Annotated in this window: 23 protein-coding genes; 9 read left to right on the plus strand and 14 right to left on the minus strand. The window is 62.6% G+C overall.

Translation table 11 applies throughout. The features are described from left to right. Positions 1-19: 19 nt before the first annotated feature. Positions 20-1,054 (minus strand): class I SAM-dependent methyltransferase, encoded by a 1,035-nt coding sequence (locus ABVQ20_RS27155; RefSeq protein ID WP_354462734.1) that lies wholly within the window; start codon positions 1,052-1,054, stop codon positions 20-22. A 321-nt stretch (positions 1,055-1,375) separates the two neighbouring features. Between ABVQ20_RS27155 and ABVQ20_RS27160 the strand changes: the two genes are divergently transcribed. Beyond that, a complete protein-coding gene (locus ABVQ20_RS27160; RefSeq protein WP_354463149.1) occupies positions 1,376-3,349 on the plus strand; it encodes a putative bifunctional diguanylate cyclase/phosphodiesterase in 1,974 nt (657 codons plus the stop codon). Between the two features lie 133 nt (positions 3,350-3,482). On the opposite strand, the gene ABVQ20_RS27165 is transcribed toward ABVQ20_RS27160, so the two are convergent. Then, positions 3,483-3,914, minus strand: a complete 432-nt coding sequence (locus ABVQ20_RS27165; protein WP_354462735.1) for a MarR family winged helix-turn-helix transcriptional regulator — start codon at positions 3,912-3,914, stop codon at positions 3,483-3,485. Between the two features lie 147 nt (positions 3,915-4,061). Between ABVQ20_RS27165 and ABVQ20_RS27170 the strand changes: the two genes are divergently transcribed. Next, the gene (locus ABVQ20_RS27170; protein ID WP_354462736.1) at positions 4,062-4,925 is read left to right on the plus strand and encodes an alpha/beta fold hydrolase; all 864 of its coding nucleotides are present in this window, start codon (positions 4,062-4,064) and stop codon (positions 4,923-4,925) included. Between the two features lie 76 nt (positions 4,926-5,001). Here the strand turns inward: ABVQ20_RS27170 and ABVQ20_RS27175 are convergent, their stop codons facing one another. Beyond that, positions 5,002-6,243, minus strand: a complete 1,242-nt coding sequence (locus ABVQ20_RS27175) for an MFS transporter (RefSeq protein WP_354462737.1) — start codon at positions 6,241-6,243, stop codon at positions 5,002-5,004. A gap of 136 nt (positions 6,244-6,379) precedes the next feature. Here ABVQ20_RS27175 and ABVQ20_RS27180 point away from each other — a divergent pair, with 136 nt between their 5' ends. Beyond that, positions 6,380-7,267: an AraC family transcriptional regulator gene (locus ABVQ20_RS27180; RefSeq protein WP_354462738.1), complete on the plus strand. Its 888-nt coding sequence runs from the start codon at positions 6,380-6,382 to the stop codon at positions 7,265-7,267. An 18-nt stretch (positions 7,268-7,285) separates the two neighbouring features. Here ABVQ20_RS27180 and ABVQ20_RS27185 read toward each other — a convergent pair whose 3' ends face one another. Next, a complete protein-coding gene (locus ABVQ20_RS27185; protein ID WP_354462739.1) occupies positions 7,286-8,167 on the minus strand; it encodes an aldo/keto reductase family oxidoreductase in 882 nt (293 codons plus the stop codon). 99 nt (positions 8,168-8,266) lie between these two features. On the opposite strand from ABVQ20_RS27185, the gene ABVQ20_RS27190 reads away from it, so the two are divergent. Both ABVQ20_RS27190 and ABVQ20_RS27195 read left to right on the plus strand, forming a co-directional pair. Then, entirely contained in the window at positions 8,267-9,169 is a 903-nt protein-coding gene (locus ABVQ20_RS27190; protein WP_354462740.1) for a LysR family transcriptional regulator, read from the plus strand. A 116-nt stretch (positions 9,170-9,285) separates the two neighbouring features. Beyond that, positions 9,286-9,540, plus strand: a complete 255-nt coding sequence (locus tag ABVQ20_RS27195; RefSeq protein WP_354462741.1) for a type II toxin-antitoxin system VapB family antitoxin — start codon at positions 9,286-9,288, stop codon at positions 9,538-9,540. 89 nt (positions 9,541-9,629) lie between these two features. Here ABVQ20_RS27195 and ABVQ20_RS27200 read toward each other — a convergent pair whose 3' ends face one another. From ABVQ20_RS27200 to lgt, 6 genes are all read right to left on the minus strand, one after another. Beyond that, positions 9,630-10,565 (minus strand): ribose-phosphate pyrophosphokinase, encoded by a 936-nt coding sequence (locus tag ABVQ20_RS27200; RefSeq protein ID WP_354462742.1) that lies wholly within the window; start codon positions 10,563-10,565, stop codon positions 9,630-9,632. Between the two features lie 127 nt (positions 10,566-10,692). Continuing rightward, complete coding sequence (locus tag ABVQ20_RS27205; RefSeq protein WP_354462743.1) at positions 10,693-11,307, minus strand: hypothetical protein; 615 nt, start codon at positions 11,305-11,307, stop codon at positions 10,693-10,695. Positions 11,308-11,349: 42 nt separating this feature from the next. Next, positions 11,350-12,501 (minus strand): M24 family metallopeptidase, encoded by a 1,152-nt coding sequence (locus tag ABVQ20_RS27210; RefSeq protein WP_354462744.1) that lies wholly within the window; start codon positions 12,499-12,501, stop codon positions 11,350-11,352. Beyond that, positions 12,501-13,295 (minus strand): peptidoglycan editing factor PgeF, encoded by a 795-nt coding sequence (pgeF, locus tag ABVQ20_RS27215; protein WP_354462745.1) that lies wholly within the window; start codon positions 13,293-13,295, stop codon positions 12,501-12,503. Before pgeF ends, ABVQ20_RS27210 begins: the two co-directional genes overlap by 1 nt. A 120-nt stretch (positions 13,296-13,415) precedes the next feature. Next, entirely contained in the window at positions 13,416-14,504 is a 1,089-nt protein-coding gene (locus ABVQ20_RS27220; RefSeq protein WP_354462746.1) for a class I SAM-dependent methyltransferase, read from the minus strand. Continuing rightward, positions 14,501-15,361 (minus strand): prolipoprotein diacylglyceryl transferase, encoded by an 861-nt coding sequence (lgt, locus tag ABVQ20_RS27225; RefSeq protein ID WP_354462747.1) that lies wholly within the window; start codon positions 15,359-15,361, stop codon positions 14,501-14,503. Before lgt ends, ABVQ20_RS27220 begins: the two co-directional genes overlap by 4 nt. A 165-nt stretch (positions 15,362-15,526) precedes the next feature. On the opposite strand from lgt, the gene ABVQ20_RS27230 reads away from it, so the two are divergent. The 3 genes from ABVQ20_RS27230 to ABVQ20_RS27240 all read left to right on the plus strand — a co-directional run bounded on the left by ABVQ20_RS27230 (position 15,527) and on the right by ABVQ20_RS27240 (position 17,026). Beyond that, entirely contained in the window at positions 15,527-15,829 is a 303-nt protein-coding gene (locus ABVQ20_RS27230) for an accessory factor UbiK family protein (protein WP_354462748.1), read from the plus strand. Between the two features lie 319 nt (positions 15,830-16,148). After that, positions 16,149-16,649: a type III secretion system chaperone family protein gene (locus tag ABVQ20_RS27235; protein WP_227345645.1), complete on the plus strand. Its 501-nt coding sequence runs from the start codon at positions 16,149-16,151 to the stop codon at positions 16,647-16,649. A 17-nt stretch (positions 16,650-16,666) separates the two neighbouring features. Further along, positions 16,667-17,026, plus strand: coding sequence for a tRNA-binding protein (locus ABVQ20_RS27240; protein WP_354462749.1), 360 nt, complete (start codon positions 16,667-16,669; stop codon positions 17,024-17,026). Positions 17,027-17,183: 157 nt separating this feature from the next. Here the strand turns inward: ABVQ20_RS27240 and ABVQ20_RS27245 are convergent, their stop codons facing one another. The 4 genes from ABVQ20_RS27245 to ABVQ20_RS27260 form a co-directional block, all read right to left on the minus strand. Beyond that, entirely contained in the window at positions 17,184-18,206 is a 1,023-nt protein-coding gene (locus tag ABVQ20_RS27245) for a glycosyltransferase family 4 protein (RefSeq protein ID WP_354462750.1), read from the minus strand. 229 nt (positions 18,207-18,435) lie between these two features. Further along, positions 18,436-19,848, minus strand: a complete 1,413-nt coding sequence (locus ABVQ20_RS27250; RefSeq protein WP_354462751.1) for an ATP-binding protein — start codon at positions 19,846-19,848, stop codon at positions 18,436-18,438. Between the two features lie 52 nt (positions 19,849-19,900). Then, on the minus strand, positions 19,901-20,620 hold the full coding sequence (locus ABVQ20_RS27255; RefSeq protein WP_354462752.1) for a response regulator: 720 nt from the start codon (positions 20,618-20,620) through the stop codon (positions 19,901-19,903). After that, the gene (locus ABVQ20_RS27260) at positions 20,607-21,140 is read right to left on the minus strand and encodes a MarR family winged helix-turn-helix transcriptional regulator (protein ID WP_227349693.1); all 534 of its coding nucleotides are present in this window, start codon (positions 21,138-21,140) and stop codon (positions 20,607-20,609) included. The genes ABVQ20_RS27255 and ABVQ20_RS27260 overlap by 14 nt, the downstream gene beginning before the upstream one ends. Positions 21,141-21,410: 270 nt before the next feature. Between ABVQ20_RS27260 and ABVQ20_RS27265 the strand changes: the two genes are divergently transcribed. After that, entirely contained in the window at positions 21,411-22,304 is an 894-nt protein-coding gene (locus tag ABVQ20_RS27265; RefSeq protein ID WP_354462753.1) for a branched-chain amino acid aminotransferase, read from the plus strand. Positions 22,305-22,348: the final 44 nt, after the last annotated feature.

The raw sequence follows: 22,348 nt of genomic DNA on the forward strand, positions 1-22,348 counted from the left end.
TCGCCGGCCCTGCTTCCAGCTATCCGCGCTTTTCGATGACGGCGTAGAGCACGTTGCGGTTCTCGCCGAAGAACACCTGCGCTTCGACGGTGTTACGGTCGACGCTGGCATTGATGATGTTCCACATGTCGACCTCCGTGCGCAGCAGCAACACCCAGTGCATGAACGTCTCACGGTAGCCGGCGTCAGGATTGCCCTCCGCGTAGTTCGCGAAAAGGAATGTCCCGTTCGGCTTCAGCATCTGCAGGCAGGTCTTGGTGAGTTTTACGGCGACGTTGTGCTGGAGGTAGTCGTAAAGGCCGGAGGCGTAGATGAAGTCAAACTTGCCCATCTTGTGGCCTCTTGCCAGCACGGTTCTGACCGAGCCGTCGATGGCCTCGACCGCGGTGCCCTGGAAGTCGCGCGCGATCAATCCAACGCTCTGAGGATCCTGGTCGAGCGCGACCCAGCGCTTGAGACGGCCCTCCGCCAGCGCGGCCGAGCGATTGGCCTCCCGCAAATGACCGGCCGCGATCGCCAGGACCTCGGTCTCCGGTCCGTTCTTGGCCGCGATCTCATCGACATAGCGGGTCAATAGATCGCGCCGTTCCCGTGCCGCGACGCACGATGGTACGTTCTGGGTATGGCTATAGAGCGCCTTGCCGACCTCCGAGGCGCTTGCCACGCTCTCGGCCACGTGCGGATCACAGTAGATGTAGTCCAGCAACTGCGCGTCGCCGGAATAACCCCTGGGCTTGGTGAAGGACCAATGCGTGAGCGGATCCTGGAGAAAGTATTCCAGGAGCGGGTGGTTCTGCGCCACCGGTATCAAGGCTTGCCAAACGTCGGGGTGGACCTTGGAACGCAGCGCGTTGAGGGACGACAGCAGGCGACGAACGGTCTCGGCGGGGTCCTTTTGTTGTTCGACCTGCTGGTGTGATGTGTGGAGTATGAGCGCAAGCTCCGCGCGAGCGGTTTCGAACGCTTCGCCGTGATGCTCGGGCTTTCCTCGATGGAGGCTGCTGGCGATCATCTCGGCGGTAATCAGGCTCTTGCCATCAAAGACGGTTTGCACAGCATCACTCCATGGTTAATACTCACTTAACTTATTGCGTAGAATGCTCGATTTGCCAACGGCGGCTCGGAAGCATTTTAGCGGTATGATTAATTTCCCGCTAACCATCTCAGTTCTTTGAATATCTTGCAGTTCGGAATCCCGGTTCCAGTTAACGCAAACTTGTCTTGCGCCATTGCATTTTGCTGGCGTGGAGAATCGTTGTCGCGTCCCAAGGAGTCGGCCCGCGTGGGCGCAGAAGCTGGAAAAGAGCTCGGAACGCAAAATCCCCTTCGCTCGGGGTTTGTCGTGAACGACCGCCTGTCATCCAGCTTGGTCGACATGGCGCATGTGGAATCGTACGAACCGCGCCACGAGCCGGGGTCGGACGAGCTGCGTATTCTTTACCGGAGAGAAGCGCAGGCGAAGCGAAGAGCGGACGCAAGGCCAGGGCTTTGGATCGCCGTTGTGATCTATCTGTTGTTTTCGGCAACCGATCTGCTGCTGATTCCAGATGTGGCGGCCTATACGATCACGGCGCGTTTCGCGGTCGGACTGACCGCGCTGTTGACCCTGGAAGTACAGCTTCGCCGGGGAGCCGCCACGGAATGGCTTGATATGACTTGCGCCGCCGCCATCATCTTCGGCTACATTGGTTGGTTGTACCCAACGTCCATGGGGGCCGACAGGGAAACCGTCGCCTACTATATGGTCTTCGGCACCATTTTCATGATGAGCGCCAATCTTTTCTTCACGTTCAGCTTCAAGGTATCTATCATAACGTCTACGGTTATATTGTGTATACTTTATGTAGTGAATTACCTTGTGCCTGCTACTCTGACGTATAAAATGGTATTTGGATCCTTTTATATTTCATGTTTCACGTTCACATCATACGTAAACTGGAAGCTGAACAAGGAACGCTACAACGTCTTTTTGAACGCCCTGGAGGCCAAAATCCAGCACAGGGAGGCGACCGAACGCGGCAAGGCTTTGCTAAGACTGTCGCGGACCGATCCGCTTACAGGCCTGGAGAACCGGCGGGCGATCGACGAGAAGCTGCGGGATTATTGGAGTGACTGGCAAAAGCATGGCAGCAGCTTTGCCGCGATCCTCATCGACGTGGACTTCTTCAAGAAGTTCAACGACTGTTACGGCCATCAGGAGGGCGACCGTTGCCTGATCCATGTCGCCAATGCCCTTAGCGATCTGATCAAGCAACATGATGGCTCGATCGGGCGCTATGGCGGTGAAGAGTTCATTGTCCTGGCGCGCATGGACAAGAAAGACCAGGTCGCGGATCTGGCGGAAGCCATTTGCCGCACGGTGGAGAACCTGGCGCTTACCCACGAGTTGCGGCGGGACGGTATCTCGATTGTGACGGCGAGCGTTGGCGCCGCGTTCACCAGGGCGCAGGCTGGTGCCAAGCTGGAGAAGATCATCCACGAGGCTGATCGAGCGCTCTATCTGGCAAAAGCCAGCGGCCGAAATTGTGCCCGGCTGTTCGATCCGACCGATCCCCAGAGCAGCGACGAGAGTGAAAACCTTGCGGCTCTGCTGAAGATCGCGATCGGCCAGGATCTCGTTTCGCTCGTCTATCAGCCCATCCAGAATGTCGCGTCGGGCCGGTTTGAGGCCGTGGAGGCCCTGATGCGCCTCAAAATGCTGGACGGCACATTGGTTCCACCGAGCCTGTTCATTCCTGTCGCGGAACGAACCGGCGCGATCCTGGAACTCGGGCGCTGGGCAATAAGGACAGTGTGTACCGAACTCCTGGCTGGGGACCACGTCCGTCTCGTCAGTGTCAACGTCTCTCCGATCCAGCTCAAGACGCCTGGCTTCGCGGCGTCCGTCGCGACCATCCTGGGCGAGACAGGCGTAACCGGCAACAGGCTGGCCTTCGAAATCACCGAAGGGCTGGAGATGGAGATGCACTCGGACATTCTTCGCTGCATCAGCGACCTGAAGTTGCTGGGGATCAAGATATGGCTTGATGACTTTGGCACCGGCTTCGCCGGCCTTTCGTGGCTTCGTCTCATCGATTTCGATACGGTGAAGATCGATCGCTCGTTTCTTCACGACTGCGCCACCCCGAACGGCAAGGCGATGCTCCAGGACATTATTGCCCTGGTCCGAAATCGTGGCCATAAAATCCTGGTCGAAGGGGTGGAGACCGACGAGCAGATGGCCCTTATGCGCGAGTTCGGCATAGACAACGTCCAGGGTTTTCGTGTCGGCCGTCCCGCTCCCGCCGAGAGTTTCCAGGCGCACCGGGCCATCCACAAACGGCCATTTACCGTCCGCAAGTCCGCATGACGCCGGCGGCGCGGCCGGTCGCGATATCGCTTTTGGGTTAGAGCTATCTGGCCGTCATCGGATGCTTCTCCCCGCCTCCATGTTGGCGGGAACGCCGACGACGCCGAGTGCCAGCAGAAGCGCGGGACGCCAGCTATTCCTGACCGCCGCTCAACGCATCGCGCAGTGCCTGAACCTGCCTGTTCAAGGCATCAAGCTGGGCCAGCGTCATGCCTGAACGCTCGATCAGGGTCTCGTTCAGGCAATTGCACTGGACGAGCAGCTTGCGGCCCGCGGCGGTCAGATCGACCTGCACCTGGCGCTCGTCGGTCTGGCTGCGCTGGCGGGTCGCCAGTCCAGCCTGTTCAAGCCGCTTGACCAGCGGCGTGACCGTGCTCGATTCCAGGGCGAGCCGCCGTGCGATCATGCCGACCGACATGCCATCCGCTTCTCCCAGCGCGTTGAGTACCAAATATTGCGGATAGGTGATCCCCATCTCGTCCAGCATGGGCTTGTAGGTGCGATTGATCGCCATGCTCGTGGCGTAGAGCGTGAAGCAGATTTGGTTGTCCAGCGGCAGAGGCACCAGGGCATTCCTTCTCAAGATGAAGCGTCTTCATACTACGATAAATGATATCGCGATATATATTTCTGTGGACAGGTGCGGCCAGATGGCTTACCGATGTTGGTATCGCGATATCAATTATCGCGATACCAACAAAGGGACACCGACATGAACCAAGCTTCGCAATCCAAAGCCGGCTCGGGCAGCGGCACGATCACCACCAAGGATGGAACGCAAATCTATTACAAGGATTGGGGGACCGGTCAGCCGATCGTCTTCCATCACGGCTGGCCGCTGAGCAGCGACGACTGGGACGCCCAGATGCTGTTCTTCCTTTCCAAGGGTTACCGGGTCATCGCCCATGATCGCCGCGGCCATGGCCGTTCGACCCAGACCGACATCGGCAATGAGATGGACACCTACGCGGCGGACGTCGCCGCGCTTGCCGAACATCTCGACCTCAAGAACGCCATCCATGTCGGCCATTCGACCGGCGGTGGCGAAGTCGCGCGCTATGTCGCCCGGTATGGCGCCGGTGGCCGTGTTTCCAAGGCGGTGCTGATTGGCGCGGTGCCGCCGATCATGCTCAAGACATCAGCCAACCCAGGCGGCCTGCCGATCGAGGTGTTCGACGGCTTCCGCACCGCCCAGGCGGCCAACCGCGCCCAGTTCTTCCGCGACGTTCCGGCCGGTCCGTTCTACGGGTTCAATCGTCCGGGCGCCGAGGTCTCGCAGGGCGTCATCGACAATTGGTGGCGTCAGGGCATGATGGGCGGCACCAAGGCGCACTATGACTGCATCAAGGCTTTTTCGGAAACCGACTTCACCGAGGACCTGAAGACAATCGACGTGCCAGTGCTGGTCATGCATGGCGATGACGACCAGATCGTCCCGATCGCGGATTCGGCGCTCCTGACGATCAAGCTGCTCAAGAAGGGCGAGCTCAAGGTCTACAAGGGCTACCCGCATGGCATGGCCACGACCCATGCCGAGGTTATAAACGCCGATCTGTTGGCTTTCTTCAAGGCGTAAAGTCTTTTAGGAACGGTCAGAAAAAAGCATCCGCCGGTCAACCCGACGGGTGCTTTTTCATGGCAACGAATGCGGCCTAGCGGGTCGCGGCTTCGAGCTTTCTTGCTTCCCGCATGTTCGGCAGGAACACTGTCAGCAGGCCGAGCAGCGGCAGATACGAGCAGACCTGAAAGACGAAATCGATGCCCTTCATGTCGGCGACGACGCCGAGCACGGCGGCGGCGATACCGCCCATGCCGAAAGCGAAGCCGAAGAAGATGCCTGCGATCATGCCAACACGTCCCGGCACCAGTTCCTGCGCGAAGACGACGATGTTGGAGAAGGCCGATGAGAGAATCAGGCCGATCAGCACCGTCAGCACCATCGTCCATTCGAGGTTGGCGTAGGGTAGGGCCAGCGTGAAGGGCAGCACGCCGACGATCGAGAACCAGATCATCGCCTTCTGCCCATAGCGGTCGCCGAACGGCCCGCCGAGCAGGATGCCGAGCGCCGAGGCGCCGAGGAACAGGAACAGCATGACCTGCGACATCTGCACAGAAACGCTGAACTTATGGATGGAATAGAAGGTGTAGTAGCTGGCGAGGCTGGCGATGTAGGCATTCTTGGTCAGCACCAGCAGGGTCAGCACCGCCAGGGCCCACATCACCTTGCGGCGCGGGAAGGGCGAGACGAAGCTCGCCATCTTGCGGTTGGCTTGTGCGGCGCGCATCCGGCTGTACCAGCCGCCGACCTGCCACAGCACGATGATGCCGATCAGCGAGCCGACGGCGAACCACGAGATGCTGGCCTGGCCAAAGGGCACGACGATGAAGGCCGCCAGCAGCGGCCCCATGGACTGGCCGAAATTGCCGCCGACCTGGAACAGCGACTGGGCGAGGCCGTAGCGGCCGCCGGATGCGAAACGGGCAATGCGCGAGGATTCCGGATGGAAGATCGCCGAACCGATGCCGATCAGCGAGGCGCCGATCAAGAGCAGCCAGTAGTGGCCGGCATAGGCGAGCACGACCAAGCCGACCAGCGAGGCCGCCATGCCGTAGGGCAGGGAATAAGGCATGGGCCGCTTGTCGGTGACCATGCCGATCACCGGCTGCAGCAGCGACGCCGTTACCTGGAAGGTGAAGGTCAGAAGGCCGATCTGCCAGAAATCGAGACCGTAGTTTTCCTTGAGCAGCGGATAGATGGCCGATAGTAGCGACTGCATGATGTCGTTGATGCCGTGGCAAAAGCTCACCGCCAGGATGACGGTGAAGGCCGTCGCCTGGGCTGACACGTGGCTGGCGGTGGCGGGTGCGACGCCGGTGGCTGTTGTATCGGACAAGACGGACTCCGTGGTCTTTTTGGCGGGCACGCCCGCGGGCAAACTGCGGGCTCTCCCGCACGCCGCCTTATAGGATGGTTGCCAAGCTACTTCTTTCGTGGTTTGGTCCAATAGTTTCGCAAGTGGGCCATATCCGATGCCGCACGGACGGGAAATATCCCACGCAGGCAATGTCGAGCGCCGGCGGTTGCACGAGAGCCGCTGGGAGTGGTTGGAGCAGGTCGCCGGGCCAGCGGTGGCGCTGCCGACGGAGTATCCGGATGGCTATCACGTGCCGCAACACCGCCACAGCCGCAGCCAGCTGCTGCACGCGCTGGTCGGCGTCGTGCTGGTGACGACGCGGCACGGGCGCTGGATGGTGCCGCCCGACCATGCCATGTGGATCCCGGCCGGTACCGAACATGCGGTCGAAATGCTGGGCGATGTCTCGATGCGCTCGGTCTATGTGATGCCGCAGGCGATTGACGGGTTGCCGGACAGCTTGCGCGTCGTCGGCGTCACTGACCTCATGCACAGCCTGATCGTGGAGTCGGAAAAGCTGCCGCAGGGCGGCGAACTGGAAGGGCGCGGCGGGCTGATCATGAGCCTGTTGCTGCATGAGATTCCCAATTTGCCGGAACGACCGCTCGGCCTGCCATTCCCGTCAGATCCGAAACTCGCGGCGCTGTGCCGGCGTTTCGTCGCCGCACCGTCCCCGCATGCGACGATCGATGAGTGGGCGGATGCCGCCGGCATGAGCCGGCGTTCCTTCACCCGCGCCTTCCACCGCCAGACCGGCCTGTCGCTGTCGACATGGCGACAGCAGGCCTGCCTGTTCGCGGCCCTGCCGAGGCTCGCCGATGGCGAGCCGATCACAAGGGTGGCGCTCGATCTCGGCTATGACAGCGTGCCGGCCTTCATCACCATGTTCAAGCGCATGCTGGGCACGTCGCCGCGCGGATACATGCGGCGCGCGGGCGGGTCGGCCAGGGCTGACGTGCCGATGCTGCAGGGGCCAAGCCCGATCGGCCTCAAGAGCCGCTGATCCCTGCGAGACGCCATATCAGGCAGGCACGGCTTCGGCCGCGATCTGGTCGAGCGTGGCGACCGTTTCATCCGACAGCTTCAGGTCGGCCGCCCCGAGGTTTTCACGCAGGTGCCCGACCGACGATGTGCCGGGGATCAGCAGGATGTTGGGCGCACGCTGCAGCAGCCAGGCGAGTGCCACCTGCATCGGTGTCGCGCCGAGCTTGCCGGCCACGTCGGACAATGTCGTCGACTGCAACGGCGTGAAACCGCCGAGCGGGAAGAACGGCACATAGGCGATCCCTGCCGCGGCGAGTTCGTCGACCAGCGCATCGTCGTCACGGTGAGCGAGATTGTACATGTTCTGCACGCAGACGATCTCGCAGATGCGGCGGCCCTCGGCGATCTGGGTGGATGTGACGTTGCTCAGCCCGATATGGCGGACAAGACCCTGGCGTTGAAGGTCGGCCAGCACGGCGAGCTGCGGTTCGAGCGACCCTTCGACCGGCCCGTGGATGCCGAGCATGCTACGAAGATTGACCACTTCGAGCCTTTCCAGGCCAAGATTGCGCAGATTGTCGTGAACGGCTTGCGTCAGCTCCTGGGGCGACATGGCCGGGATCCAGGATCCATCCGCGCCGCGCCGGGCGCTGATCTTGGTGACGATGACGAGATCGTCAGAATAGGGATGCAAAGCCTCGCGGATGATCTGGTTGGTGACATGCGGGCCATAGAAGTCGCTGGTGTCGATGTGGTCGACGCCGCTGGCCACGGCTTCGCGCAGCACGGCGATGGCGGCGTCGCGGTCCTTCGGCGGCCCGAACACGCCGGGGCCGGCGAGCTGCATGGCGCCATAGCCGAGCCGTTTCACGGTGCGGTCGCCGAGTTTGAATGTTTCGGCTGTGCTGATGTTGGTCATGGGTCGGTCGTCTCCTCTTGGGTCGAGCTTGCATGTAGGCCGCTCCGCCCCGTACGATAATATGGCTTAATCGAAACAAGCTGTTCGGGAGTGCGAACAATGGCGGACCTTGGTGATCTCACCGCTTTCGTGGCGGTCGCGAACGCCGGCGGCTTTCGCGATGCGGCGCGGGCCGGCGGCGGCAGCGCCTCCAGCCTCAGCGAAGCGGTGAGCCGGCTGGAGGCAAGGCTTGGGGTGCGGCTGCTCAACCGCACCACGCGCAGCGTCGCACCAACCGAAGCCGGCGCGCGCCTGCTCGATCGGCTGGGACCTGCACTGGGCGAGGTCGAGGCGGCGCTTGATGTGGTCAACGGCTTTCGCGACCGGCCGGCTGGAACACTGCGGCTCAACGTGCCGGTGAGTGCCGCGCGCCTTGTGCTGCCTCGCCTCGTGCCGCCTTTCCTGGCCGCCTATCCCGACATCCGCCTCGAGATCATCGCCGATGACAGTTTCGTCGATGTACTGGAAGCCGGCTGCGATGCGGGCATCCGCTATGACGAGCGGCTGGAGCAGGACATGATCGCCATTCCGATCGGCCCCCGCCATCAACGCTTCGCCACCGCCGCGTCGCCGGCCTATCTCGACCGGCGCGGCCGCCCCGATCATCCGCGTGACCTGCTCGCCCATTCCTGCCTGCTTGGCCGTTTCAAAAGCCGTGCCATGACGGCCTGGGAATTCGTACGCGACGGGGAGGTGCTGAAGGTGGAGCCGACCGGCCCGCTCATCGTCAGCACCGGCACCGCGACCGACCTTGCCGTCGAAGCGGCGATCGCCGGCAGCGGCATCATCAGCCTGTTCGAGGACTGGCTGCGGCCCTATTTCGACAGTGGCGCATTGGAGCCGGTGCTGGAGCCCTGGTGGGAGCGCTTCTCAGGCCCGTTCCTCTATTATCCGGGCCGTCGCTACCTGCCGGCGCCGCTGCGCGCCTTCATCGATTTCACCAGCGCGATGCGATGGGATTGAGCGGGGGCTGAACCTCTTCCAGCAATCCGCGCGGCAAAAACCTCATGGCACCTAGGCGCGATCTGCCATCTCGATGGCAGATCGCGAAGAGACTTTGTTCGTGGAAGGAGATCGAAATGGCCGAACGACAACTTTCCGTCCGAAGTTCCAAGGCGCACGATCTGGCCCATAGGCTTGCCCGGCGCGGAAATTGCACGATCGCCGACGTGGTCGAACGTGCGCTTGAGTCATATGAGGTCAGGGAGGCGGGCGCGAGCCCGCATCGACGTTCTATACGCGCCTGGCGGCGCAATCTGGCGCGGATATCGATCTCGAAGCCGTCATTGGCGAAAGTCGCAGTCCTCGATACCAATGTCGTTTCCGAACACTGAAAAGGGCTCCAAACCAAGCGGTTGTCCGGCAGTTCGACACGATACCGAACTGGCTTTATGCGAGGAGCGCCTACTCCACAGGAAAGGTATCAGTCGAACAGGCTCGACACCGATTCCTCGGTCGCGGTGCGCGAGATCGCCTCGCCCATCAGGTCGGCGATGGAGATGACGCGGATGTTGTGGCAGTCGAGCACGGCCTGGGTCGGCTGGATGGAATCGGTGATCACCAGTTCCTGAAGCTTCGAGCCGTTGATGCGGGCAACGGCGCCGCCCGACAGCACGCCGTGGGTGATATAGGCGGTGACGCTGGTGGCGCCATTGGCCAGCAGCGCATCGGCGGCGTTGCACAGCGTGCCGCCCGAATCGACGATGTCGTCGATCAGCAGGCAGTCCTTGCCGGCGACGGCGCCGATGATGTTCATGACTTCCGATTCGCCGGGACGTTCGCGGCGTTTGTCGACGATGGCTAGCTGCGCGTCGAAGCGCTTGGCCAGCGCGCGGGCGCGGACCACGCCGCCGATGTCGGGCGATACGACGACGACATTGGCGAGCTGCTTGTATTTCGCCTTCACGTCGCGGGCCATGACCGGCACGGAGAACAGATTGTCTGTCGGGATATCGAAGAAGCCCTGGATCTGGCCGGCATGGAGATCGAGCGTCAGCACGCGGTCGACACCGGCGCGCGTGATCATGTTGGCGACCAGCTTGGCCGAGATCGGCGTGCGGCCCGAGGCGCGGCGGTCCTGCCTGGCGTAGCCGAAATAGGGAATGACCGCCGTGATGCGCTTGGCCGAGGAGCGCATGAAGGCATCGATCATGATGAGCAGTTCCATCAGGTGATCGTTTGTCGGGAAAGAGGTCGACTGCAGGATGAACACATCCTCGCCGCGCACGTTTTCCTGAATCTCGACGAAGATCTCCTGATCGGCGAAGCGCCTGACACTGGCCTTCCCCAGCGGGATGTTGAGATAGCGAGCGACCGCTTCGGCCAGCACCCTGTTGGAATTGCCCGCGAAGAGTTTCATGCACCGTTCCTGGTGGAGGATTTGATCGGGCTTTTAGCGGCCCGTGCCGGTATTGCAAGCGCCCTTATCCGGAATCCGCCGGCTAATCTTGGGAAAACGTCACGTCGTGGCGCGTCGGTGCCACACCTCACCCGGCTCCGCCACCGAGCCAGGCGGCGAATTGGTCGATGGTCTGGTCGGCAATCGCCTGCATGGTCGCTGGCGCAACCGCCTTCCAGCTGTCGGCGCCATTGACCGAGGGCGCCTTCTGCTGGCCGTTGATGCGGTGCAGCCGGTTGCCCGCCGGGTCATAGACGTCCCAGACGTAGATTACCGTGGTGTCCTTGCCTTCGGACATCACCGAGAAATAGCCCTTCAGCACGTGGGTGGCGGTCTGGTCCTGGCTGCCGGCCAGAGTGATGCCGCGCTGCCTGGCTCGCGTCTGCAGTTCGGCCGTCAGCGGCGTCGCCGCCTCCACCGAGGCGCCGACGATCGGCGCGATCTGCAGGCGGGTCTTCGACAGGATGGCGGCGCTCTGGGCCGGCGTGGCGGTGCCAGGCGCGGGGGTGGACGTGGCGGGCGTTGAGATTGCCGGCGCGGGAACCGCCGCCGTGGTGCTGCCCTGCGTCGGGGTTAGCGCCTGCGTCGACGATGACGCGGGCGGGGTGATGGCCGAGGGTTCGAGGACATCCTTGGCATTGGTGCAAGCGGAGAGCGCCAGTGCAACGAGCAATGACACGGTCGTCACATGCGATCGCCTCATGTGCCTGAAAACTCCCTGGCGACGGACACCCCCATTATGGATTCACTGTACGATCAAGTCGAGATCATGGCGGGAGAGGGGCTTGGGCTGCGATTCCGTGGTCAGATAGGTGCGACCCAGCGTCATCGCCGTCTCGGTGTCGGAGTCCATGATGATCATATGGGCGAACAGCGTCATGTTCGGGGCGATCGGCTCGGGATTACCCTGATAGAACATCGGCATGTCCATCCATGACGGGGTGAAGCGGGCGCCAACCGAATAGCCGCAGGCGTTCAGCCGGTGCTTGGTCAACCCATGCGCCTCTATGGTGCGGGCGTGCGCGTCGAAGACGTCGCCAAACGTATTGCCCGGCGTCATCGCTTTTTCGACGGCCAGAAGCGCGGCGCGGGCGGCGTCGAAAAGCTCCTGGTGGCGCTTCGAGACCTTGCCGGTCAGCACCGTGCGCATCATCGGCGCATGATAATGGTTGAACACACCGGCCCATTCGAGCGTCAGCTGGTCGTTCTTGCCGAGCTTGCGGCGGCCCGCCTTGTAGCGGCAGAGCAGCGCATCGATGCCGGAGCCGATGATGAACTCGTTGGCCGGATAGTCGCCGCCGCCGGCAAAGATCGCGCCTTGCATGGCGGCCAGGATCAGGCCTTCGTCACCGCCCTGCTTGATGAGCGGCAGGGCCGCGTCCAGCGCATCGTCGGAGAGGTTGGCGGCCTTCTCGGCCTTGGCGATTTCGGCGGGGCTCTTGAACAGGCGCAGCCGGCTGACGATGCCGGAGGCGTCGGCGATCTGGCCGAAGGTCTGCAACTGCTCGTCCAGCCGGCGGCCATTGTAGGCGGTCAGGCCGTGCGTGTCGTACTCGACGCCGATGCGGGCGCCGAGCAGGTCGAGTTCATTGAGCAGGTTGCGCAGGTCCACCGCCGGATTGGCGCCGTTGCGGTCGGTCCACAACACGATGTTGTCGATGATCGAGGTGTGGCGAGCCTGGCGCAGATCGGCCGAGCGGGTGAGCAGCACCATCGAACCGTCGGCCTTCACCACCAGGCACTGGAAGAAGCAGAAGCCGAACGTGTCGTAGCCGGTCAGCCAGTACATGCTTTCCTGCGCGAACAGCAGCACGGCGTCGAGCTTCTTCTCGGCCATCTCGATCATCAGCCGATCGCGCCGCGCGTCAAATTCCGAGCGTTCGAAATGCAGCGCCATTATTCCGTCTCCAAAACGATTGCTGAAATCTGCCGCCCGTAATCGGGTTCGTTGCGGTGCGTGGTGCGCCGGTAGGAATAGAACAGGTCTTCCTCGGCATAGGTGCAGCGTCCCAGCCCTTGCGCGGTCACGCCGGCCTTGCTCAGGCGGTCGAGCGTATAGAGGTTGAGGTCGAACATGGCATGGCCGGGTTTTGCCGAAGGCGTGAAATAGCGGATGTTGGCGGCGTCGGCCTCGACGAAGCGGGCGACGAATTCCGGTCCGACCTCGTAGTTCTCCGGGCCGATCGAGGGGCCGAGCACGGCGACGATGCGTTCGCGTCGCGCGCCAAGGCCTTCCATGGCATGAATCGTGTTTTCGAGCACGCCGGTAAAGGCGCCTTTCCAGCCGGCATGCGCCGCACCGATGATGTGCGCCTGCGCGTCCGCGAACAGCACCGGCCCGCAATCGGCGGTGGAAGCGCCGACGGCGATGCCCGGGCGGTCGGTGACGATGGCGTCGGCCTTCGGCCGCTCGCCGGCAAAGGGCTCGCGGACGATGACGACGTCAGGCGAATGGACCTGATGGGCGGTCAAGAGATAGTCGGCGGGCACACCCATCCAGGCGGCAACGCGGCGGCGATTCTCGGCGACCAGCGCCCGGTCGTCGTTCGAACCGGCACCGATATTGAGGCCCTGGTAGATGCCGCTGGAGACGCCGCCAACGCGGGTGAAATAGCCGTGGCGGATGCCTTGCGCCTGCGCCTTGTCCAGCAAGGTCGACCGAACGGGATCCGGTTTGGTCTGATTGAGCATGAGGGCGTTGTTGTCCGTGTGGGTGATTTCGTCAAGACGAAGTTCAGGCGGGCGAAGTTCTGGACCGGTGGGCGCCGGCCTGGCGAAAGTCGGCAGAGTGAAAGAGGTGACGGCGAAAAGTCAATGCGCTGGCGTAAAGGGCGCGACGGCGATGCCTGCGGGCAGGACGGCAAGCACCTTGAACAACTCGCCCATGGCCTGGGGTCCTGCGAGCCGTTCAACCGCTTCAGCGATTTTTTCGCGTGCCGCTGCATCGGCGCCGGCGCCGAGCCGGCCGGCGCGTTCGAGGAGACCCATGCGCAGCAGGAAGTCGCCCTGTGTCGAGAGGTGGGCGTCGAGGCCATGCGCGCGCACCGTTACTGCCAACGCATCGAAATCGACATGGGAGGTGAGGTCGGCTTCACCGGGATTGGCCAGCACATCTTCGTGATTGTGCTGGCGCAGGGCCTGCAAGGTGTCGCCGACGCCGGGCCGGAGATGGCCATAGTCGAGAAACAGGCCAGCGCCGCCATGCCTGGAAATCCGCTCGGCGATAACAGCCATCAGTGCCGTGCGGGCCGGTGCGACCTCGACGATCGCGCCTTGCGGCGCATCAATGGCATCATCAGACAGCAGCGACGGGTCGACCGAGCCGGCGCCGGCGAAGAAGCGCAATTCGTCGGCGTGGTCGAGACCGACCATGCGCTCGCGCCAGGCGGCACCAGCGCGGATGAACTGGCGCACCGGCACCGCGTCGAACAGTTCGTTTCCGACGATGAACAGCGGCTGTCGCGGCAGCGTGTCGATGGCTTCATGCCAGCCTATGCTGGCCGCTGCTTCGGCAAGCGTCTGTTTCTGCACCTCCGCCAGCCGTGGACTGGTCTCGATCATGGCGAAGGACGCACTGCCGATCAGTGCCGGATCGAGCCGCGCCAAAGTGCGTAGCATGTCCTTCATCAGCGTGCCGCGCCCTGGGCCTATCTCGGCGATGGTGACCGGCATCGGCCAGCCGGTCGCCGCCCAGGCCTGGTAAAGCCAGACGGCGATGAGTTCACCGAACATCTGGCTGATCTCGGGCGCGGTGATGAAGTCGCCGGCTGCGCCGAACGGTTCCCGCGTCGTGTAATAGCCGTCGCTGACATCGAACAGGCAGAGCGCCATGTATTCGCTGACGGGGATCGGCCCTGTCGCCTCAATCAGCTCGATGATGCGGGTCTTCAGCGGCGTCATGTCGCCTGTGGCTGCGATTGCGTCACCGGCTTGGCTGTTACCATGGCCCAGATACCAACCAGCACCATCGGCGTGGACAGGATCATGCCCATGGTCAACCAGTTGGTGCCAAGGAGATAGCCGAGCTGCTGGTCGGGTTCGCGGAAGAATTCGACGAAGATACGCGACAGGCCGTAGCCGCAGATGAAGGCGCCGCCGACGAAGCGCGGCGTCTTCAGCTTGAAGCGCGAATGGGTGAGGATGCGCAGCACCAGGAACAGCACGATGCCTTCGAGGAAAGCCTCGTAGAGCTGGCTCGGATGGCGCGCGAACGGCCCGCCATTGGGGAATTCGATCGCCCAGGGCACATCCGTTGGCCGGCCCCAAAGCTCGGAATTGATGAAGTTTGCGACGCGCACTAGGCCCAAGCCAATCGGCACGCCGGCCGCCACGACATCGAACAGCGACCAGGTGCGGATGCCGCGCTTGATGGAAAACAGCGTCATGGCGAGGATGACGCCAAGCAGGCCGCCATGGAAGGACATGCCGCCTTGCCAGACCGCGAAGATATCGAGCGGGTGCTGGATGTAGCGCGGCAGGTCATAGAACAGCACATAGCCGGTGCGCCCGCCAAGCACGACGCCGACCGCGGCCCAGACGATGAAGTCATCGAGGTCCTCGGGCTTCATGGGCAGATTGCCGTCGGGCCACAGCTTCGGATTGGTGATAAGCCGCTTGGCGTACCACCAGGCAAAGAGGATGCCGACGATGTAGCCGACGCCATACCAGTGCACCGCCAGCGGCCCGATCTGGATCAGGATCGGGTTGATGTTGGGGAAGGGCAGGGAGGCCAGCGGCAGCAGGAAAAATTCGTTCAACGGGGAACTCTCGATTGCGGTGGCGTTTGGGCGCGGACCATGCGGCAGGGTTTTGGCGGGGTCAAGGCAAGGCTGAATCCTCGACTTGATGCCGCAGCATACAGCAACGTTCTTGCATTCCGCGCCGCGCGCCACTACGTCATTTCGAGCAACCGAGGATTTGCCATGTCGACCGGACCGAACCGCATTCTCGATGAATTCGCCAAGCTGATGACCGACGCCGCCGGCGCCGCGCAAGGGGTGCGCCGCGAGGTCGAGACCGCCTTCAAGGGGCAGGCCGAGCGCATTCTCAACACCATGGACGTGGTGCAGCGCGAGGAATTCGAGGCCGCGCGCGACATGGCGGCCAAGGCGCGCGAGGAAAATGCCCGGCTGTCGAGCCGCATCGACGAACTCGAGGCGAAGCTCGCGGAATTGACGGGACAGGCCGCACCTGCGGCTTCGGCCAAGCCCAAAACAAAAAAATAATCGTTAAACTTTTCCACAAAGCATAATCCTAAAAAGCGCTTTGCCGTGAATCGCTTACCGGCATTGCATGAATCTTTGTGACAGCAGCTTTCCACATGCGAATGACGCAGTGCGAAAAATTGGGCTGTTCACGCGACTCCCGATCAATAGACTGAATTTGTTGCATGATTCGGAACCGGGTCATGCGCCGGGCGGTGGGGTTCCGGTCTGGGTCTTTGCGTTGAGAAGTCCCTGACCGTCCGAGTTCTAGACATGATTGTTCGTTGTGTGTGCCCCCCGGAGCGTGTGGTGGCGCTCCTCAGAACACAGGAAGCATTCCATGGAACTTCTCGAACTCGAATTGTCCCGCGAAATCCATCCGGTGGATGTGATCGAACAGGTGGCCCACAACAACGACTGGTCCTTCGAACGGGCCGGCGATGACGAGATCTCGATTTCGGTCGTGGGAAGCTGGACCGATTATCACGTCTCCTTCTCCTGGATGGAGGACTTCGAGGCTCTGCATCTGGCCTGCGCCTTCGACATCAAGGTGCCGGAAACCCGCGCGCTGGAAGTGATGCGGCTGCTGTCGCTGATCAACGAGCAGATGCTGTTTGGCCATTTCGACCTCTGGGAGCAGGAAGGCGCGATCATGTTCCGCCAGTCGCTGCTTCTGGCCGGCGGAGTCGAGCCGTCGAGCCAGCAGGTCGAGGTGCTCCTGTCGTCGGCGCTCGAGGCCTGCGAGTGCTATTTCCAGGCCTTCCAGTTCGTTGTCTGGTCGGGAACCTCGGCCAAGGATGCGCTGGCTGGCGTGCTGTTCGAGACGCACGGCAACGCCTGAACCACGGTAAGATAGAGATGAGTTCGAGCAGCGAGCGCAAGCCCGAGATCAGCTTTGCCGATTTCGACCGTGTCGACATCCGAGCCGGCACTATCGTCGAGGCCGAGCCGTTTCCGGAAGCGCGCAAGCCGGCGTTCAAGCTGAAGATTGATTTCGGCGCGGCCATCGGCATCAAGAAGTCGTCGGCGCAGATCACGAAGTACTATACGCCGGAAACGCTGGTTGGCCGGCAGGTGTTCGCCGTGGTCAATTTCCCGCCGCGCCAGATCGGCCCGTTCATGTCGGAGGTGCTGACGCTCGGCTTTCCCGACGAGGAGGGTGCCGTTGTGCTTGGCGCCATCGAGCGCAAGGTGCCGGATGGCGGGCGGCTGTTCTAGGATGCATTGATATTCAGGTGAGGCCGGCTTGCGAACGGCAGTCTCCTGCGCTTCCGGTGCTCATGTACCCAAAAGTACGCTCCGCTCCGGTTCTCGGAGCCCACTATTCTCAGCTCGGCCTGACCTGAATCTCAATACATCCTGGGCGCTTGATCCGTCAGGCCGCCAGCTTTCGCGGCGCTCCAAGCGCTTCCTCGACCGTGTCCATGAACATCTCAGCGCAGGCTTTCCAACTGTAGCGCATGGCGCGTTCGCGCGCCTGATCGCGGCTGACGTTGAGCGCGGCGAGCGCTGCTTGCCTGAGATCATCAGACACCGCGCCGCCAATGCCGTCGCCGACGATGTCGATCGGCCCGGTCACCGGGTAGGCGGCGACCGGCGTGCCGCTGGCCAGCGCCTCGATGATGACATTGCCGAATGTGTCGGTGCGGCTGGGGAAGACGAAGACATCGGCCGAGGCGTAGATCTCGGCCAGTTCGTCATTGGGGCGATGGCCGAGGAAATGGGCGTCGGGGTATTTCGCCTTGAGCTTGGCGAATTCCGGGCCTTCGCCGACGATCACCTTGCTGCCGGGCAAATCGAGGTCGAGGAAGGCGGTCAGGTTCTTTTCAATGGCGACACGGCCGACGCACAGGAACACCGGGCCGGGGAAACCGAGATCCTTCTTCTTGTCGGGACGGAAATGGTCGGTGTCGACGCCGCGTGTCCATGGCCTTAGCTTGGTGAAGCCGCGCGCCGCGAGGTCGTCAGCCAGGGACTGGGTGGCGACCAGCGTGCCCTGGCCGGAATTGTGGAAATCGCGCAGCCACCGGTAGGCCCAGCTTTCCGGAACCGGCAGGCGGGCGCTCAGATATTCGGGAAAGCGCGTGTGGTAGCTGGTGGTGAACGGCCGGCCCGCATTGCGGCAGTAACGCCGCGCCATGTAGCCGAGCGGACCCTCGGTGACGATGTGGATGTGGTCGGCTTTGCGCGTCTCGATCAGGCGCGCGACGTGGCCGGGCGTGGTCAGTGCCAACCTGATGTCGGGATAGGTCGGCAGGGGCAGAGTGCGAAAGATGTTGGGCGTCAGGAAATCCACCTCGACGTTGAAGGATTTCAGCGTTTCGGTGAGCCGTTCCAGCGTATGGACGACGCCGTTGACTTGCGGGCGCCAGGCGTCGGTGACCATCAGGATGCGCATGGCGGCCCTCTGCTCGAAAGGTCGTTGTCTGCCTTGGAACGATGCCGAAACGGCGACCAGCTAGCTGCCCGCGCTTCGCTCCAGCGCACCCGGGCGGGCACGGGGTCGTAGCGAGGCGGCAGGACCGAATCGACTGTTGTCGCGCGCTTCATGCGCGCTCTTCACCATGGTTTCATGACGCGCGGATGAAGGCCCGACCTGCACCTGCACGACCGGGCCTGATCGGTTGTCAGGCCGGAACCTTGATCACGGCGCGCAGCCCGCCGAGCGGGCTGTCGTCGAGCGTGATGTCACCGCCATGGCTGCGGGCGATGTCGCGGGCGATGGAGAGGCCCAGCCCGGTGCCGCTGGCGTCGAGGTTGCGGGCCTCGTCGAGCCGCACGAACGGCTTGAACACGTCCTCGCGCCGGTCGGCCGGGATGCCGGGGCCATCATCGTCGATGGTCACGAGCAGCGTACCGCGACCATGCGTGGCGTTTACCTCCACCGTCCTGGCGTAGCGGAAGGCATTGCCGATGACGTTGGACATCAGGCGGGCAAAGGCATTGGGCCGCACATGCACATCGCGGTCGCCGGCAAGCGTGGTCGACAGCTTGCGCTTGCGCAGCCTGGCCTCCTCGCCGAGCTTCTGGAAATAGGCTTCGAGATCGAAGCGGCCGGCATCTTCCGAGGCCTCGCCGCGCGCGAAGGCGAGATAGCCCTCCAGCATCGACTGCATGTCGTCGATGTCCTGGTTGAGCGCCTTGGTGTCGGCCCTGCTGCCAGCCAGCGCCAGCTGCAGCTTGAAGCGGGTGAGGATGGTTCTGAGATCATGGCTGACGCCGGTCAGCATGGCGGTGCGCTGCTCGATCTGGCGTTCGATGCGTTCACGCATCTGGATGAAGGCGAAGCCGGCGCGGCGAACCTCCTCGGCGCCGCGCGGGCGGAAATCGCGCGGCATCGGCCGGCCCTTGCCGAAACTCTCGGCCGCTTCGGCCAGCGTCAGGATCGGGCGGATCTGGTTGCGCAGGAAGGGAATGGCGATCATCAGCAGCACCAGCGAGGTGCCGACCATCCAGATCAGGAAGATATGGGTGTTCGACGCATAGGCCTGGCTGCGGCGCACGAAGACGCGCAGCACCTTGCCTTCGAGCTGGACGCGGACCTCGACGATGTTAGAGTTGCCGACCGTGTCGATCCAGAACGGGCGGTTGATCTGGCGGGTGATCTCGGACGAGAGAACATCGTCCAGAATGGAGAAAAATGGCTTTGGACCGGGCGCGGGCAGCGGGTCGGGCGGCAGCAGGTCGACCTTCAGCTGCATGCGGTCCTGTGCGATGCGGATGATGTTGGCGTAGTCAACGTCGTGCGGATAGGTCTCCATCATGTCGATGATGGCGGCGATGTCACGGACCGTCGCCTGAGACAGGCGCTGCGTCACGGTTGCCCAATGGCGTTCCATGAAGACGAAGGCGACGACCGACTGCAGCAGGATCATCGGCGCGATGACGATGATCAGCGAGCGGGCATAGAGCCGCTTCGGCATATACAGCGAAACGAGGCGCCAGAACCTGTTCCAGGCGCGCGGCACCGCCTTCAGCGTCCGCATCGCGCGTGCGCTCAAGCCGCCCTGTCCCGGCTGTTCCAGTTCCGTGGTTGCCATTCGATCTTTTCGCTCGTTGACGGCCACTCAGCAACAAGCCGCCGGCAACAGTCTATTCCACGCTGAGCCGATACCCAATACCGCGAACGGTCTGCAGCCAGACCGGATTGGATGGGTCGCGCTCGATCTTGCGGCGCAGCCGGTTGATCTGGACGTCGATGGTGCGCTCGCCGACTTCCGAATCGTCGCCGACAAGTTCGTGGCGCGGAATGGTTTCGCCGGCCCGCGCGGCGAAGATCGCCAGGATCTCCTGCTCGCGGTCGGTCAGTTTCAGCGCCTCGCCGCCACGTTTCAATTCGCGCCTGGCGATCTGGAACGTGTAGGGGCCGAAGACCAGCTGCTCGACCTTGGGCGTCGTTGTTGGCCCACCACGGCGCAGGATGTTGTTGATGCGCAGGATCAGTTCGCGCGGGTCGAAGGGTTTTGGCAGATAGTCGTCGGCGCCGGCCTCGAGACCACTGATGCGGCTGTCGGTTTCGGAAAGCGCCGTCAGCATCAGGATCGGTACGTTCTTCTCGGCGCGCAGCGACTTGGTGAGGTCGACGCCACTTTCGCCGGGCATCATGACGTCGAGGACCAGCAGGTCGAAATCGAGGCCGGCAAGTTTGCGCCTGGCTTCGCCGGAATTGCCGGCAACGGTGACGCGAAAGCCGTTCTCGGTCAGATATTGCTTGAGCAGGTTGCGGATGCGCGTGTCATCGTCGACCACAAGCAGATGCGGCGCATCGTCGTCCGGTGCGGCCGCCTGGTCGACCCTCTCATTGCTCTCCATGGCTTTTCCCTGACATTTTTGCGGGTCCAACGTCGATCTGCGCTCTTAGTTCTGGATTGACCATTGCTTCCAGGAACCGTTCCACCAAGGCCCGTTCGGTGGTTCCGGAATCTTCCAATGCAGCATGGATGCGGCGCGACTGTGGCCGCGCCAGCGCCAGGGCCAGGGCGCGGCCCCTGGCGGTTGGGTAAAGTTCGCGCTGGCGGCGGTCGCGCGGCCCCTGCAGCTGGACGATATGGTCGGTGTCGATCAATTGCTTGAGCACGCGGGCCAGGCTCTGCTTGGTGATCTTCAGCACGTCGAGCAGTTCGGCGACGGTGAGGCCCGGCCGGCGGTTGACGAAATGCAGCACGCGGTGATGGGCGCGGCCAAAACCATAGTCGGCCAGGATCTGATCGGGGTCAGAGGTAAAATCGCGATAGGCGAAGAAGAACAGTTCGATGATGGCGAAGTCGATGCCGTCCTCGTCGGTGATGGCCGTCCTGATCGGTTTTCCGGCAGCTTGGCTTCGATCCGTCATCATTTCTCCGTCCAAAAAGGGAAATTATGTCAGTACTATTGACGCAATTTCCCGGCAATGGTAATTTTTGACAAGCTTTTCGGCGGATTGCGAACAAAAAGGCAAGAGAAGACCGTTTTTCCGGAACTTCCTGAGTTTGCCAGACTTCAAATATCCGCCTACGCTTCACCACCTTGGCCACGCCCGCGCTTCGCGATTTCAGCGCTTTGCGAGGCCGGCACGAACACGCAACGACAATGATATGCGGGCCACCGCCCGTGGGAGGTTACCATGGCATCCGTTCCCTTCGACCAACTGGACGGCTTCATCTGGATGAATGGCGAGTTCGTCCAGTGGGGCGACGCCAAGATCCACGTGCTCACGCACGGCCTGCATTATGCCAGCGCCGTGTTCGAGGGCGAGCGTGCCTATGGCGGCGAGATCTTCAAGCTCAACGAACACACCGAGCGTCTGCATGAATCGGCCCGTCTGCTCGGGTTCAAGATTCCCTATTCGGTGGCCGAGCTCAACGACGCCTCCACCACGCTGTTGAAGAAGCAGGGTTTCCAGGACGCCTATGTGCGGCCGATCGCCTGGCGCGGCAGCGAGCAGATGGGCGTTTCGGCGCAGAACAACCGCATCAACTGCGCCATCGCCATCTGGCAGTGGCCGAGCTATTTCGACCCGGCGCAGAAGCTCAAGGGCATCCGCCTCGACATGGCGGAATGGCGCCGGCCCGATCCGCGCACCGCGCCCTCCAAGTCCAAGGCCGCCGGCCTCTACATGATCTGCACCATGTCCAAGCACGCCGCCGAAGCCAAGGGCTATGCCGACGCCATGATGCTCGACTGGCGTGGCCAGGTCGCCGAGGCGACGGGCGCCAACATCTTCTTCGTCAAGGACGGCAAGATCCATACGCCCAAGCCCGACTGCTTCCTCGACGGCATCACCCGCCGCACGGTCATTGGGCTCGCTGGGGATCGCGGCCTCGAGGTCATCGAGCGCGCCATCATGCCGGAAGAACTGGAAGGCTTCGAGCAGTGTTTCCTCACCGGAACGGCAGCGGAAGTGACGCCGGTTTCGGAGATCGGGCCTTACCGATTCGAGGTCGGTGAAATTGCCAAGACTCTGATGAACGACTACTCCGCGGCTGTTCAACCGAAGCATGCAATCGCCGCAGAATAACGAAAGTCACAGCTTTTCGAGCAAGAAGGGGCGGTTTTCGAGCC

This window comes from Mesorhizobium shangrilense (genome assembly GCF_040537815.1).
GTDB classification, from domain to species: domain Bacteria; phylum Pseudomonadota; class Alphaproteobacteria; order Rhizobiales; family Rhizobiaceae; genus Mesorhizobium; species Mesorhizobium shangrilense.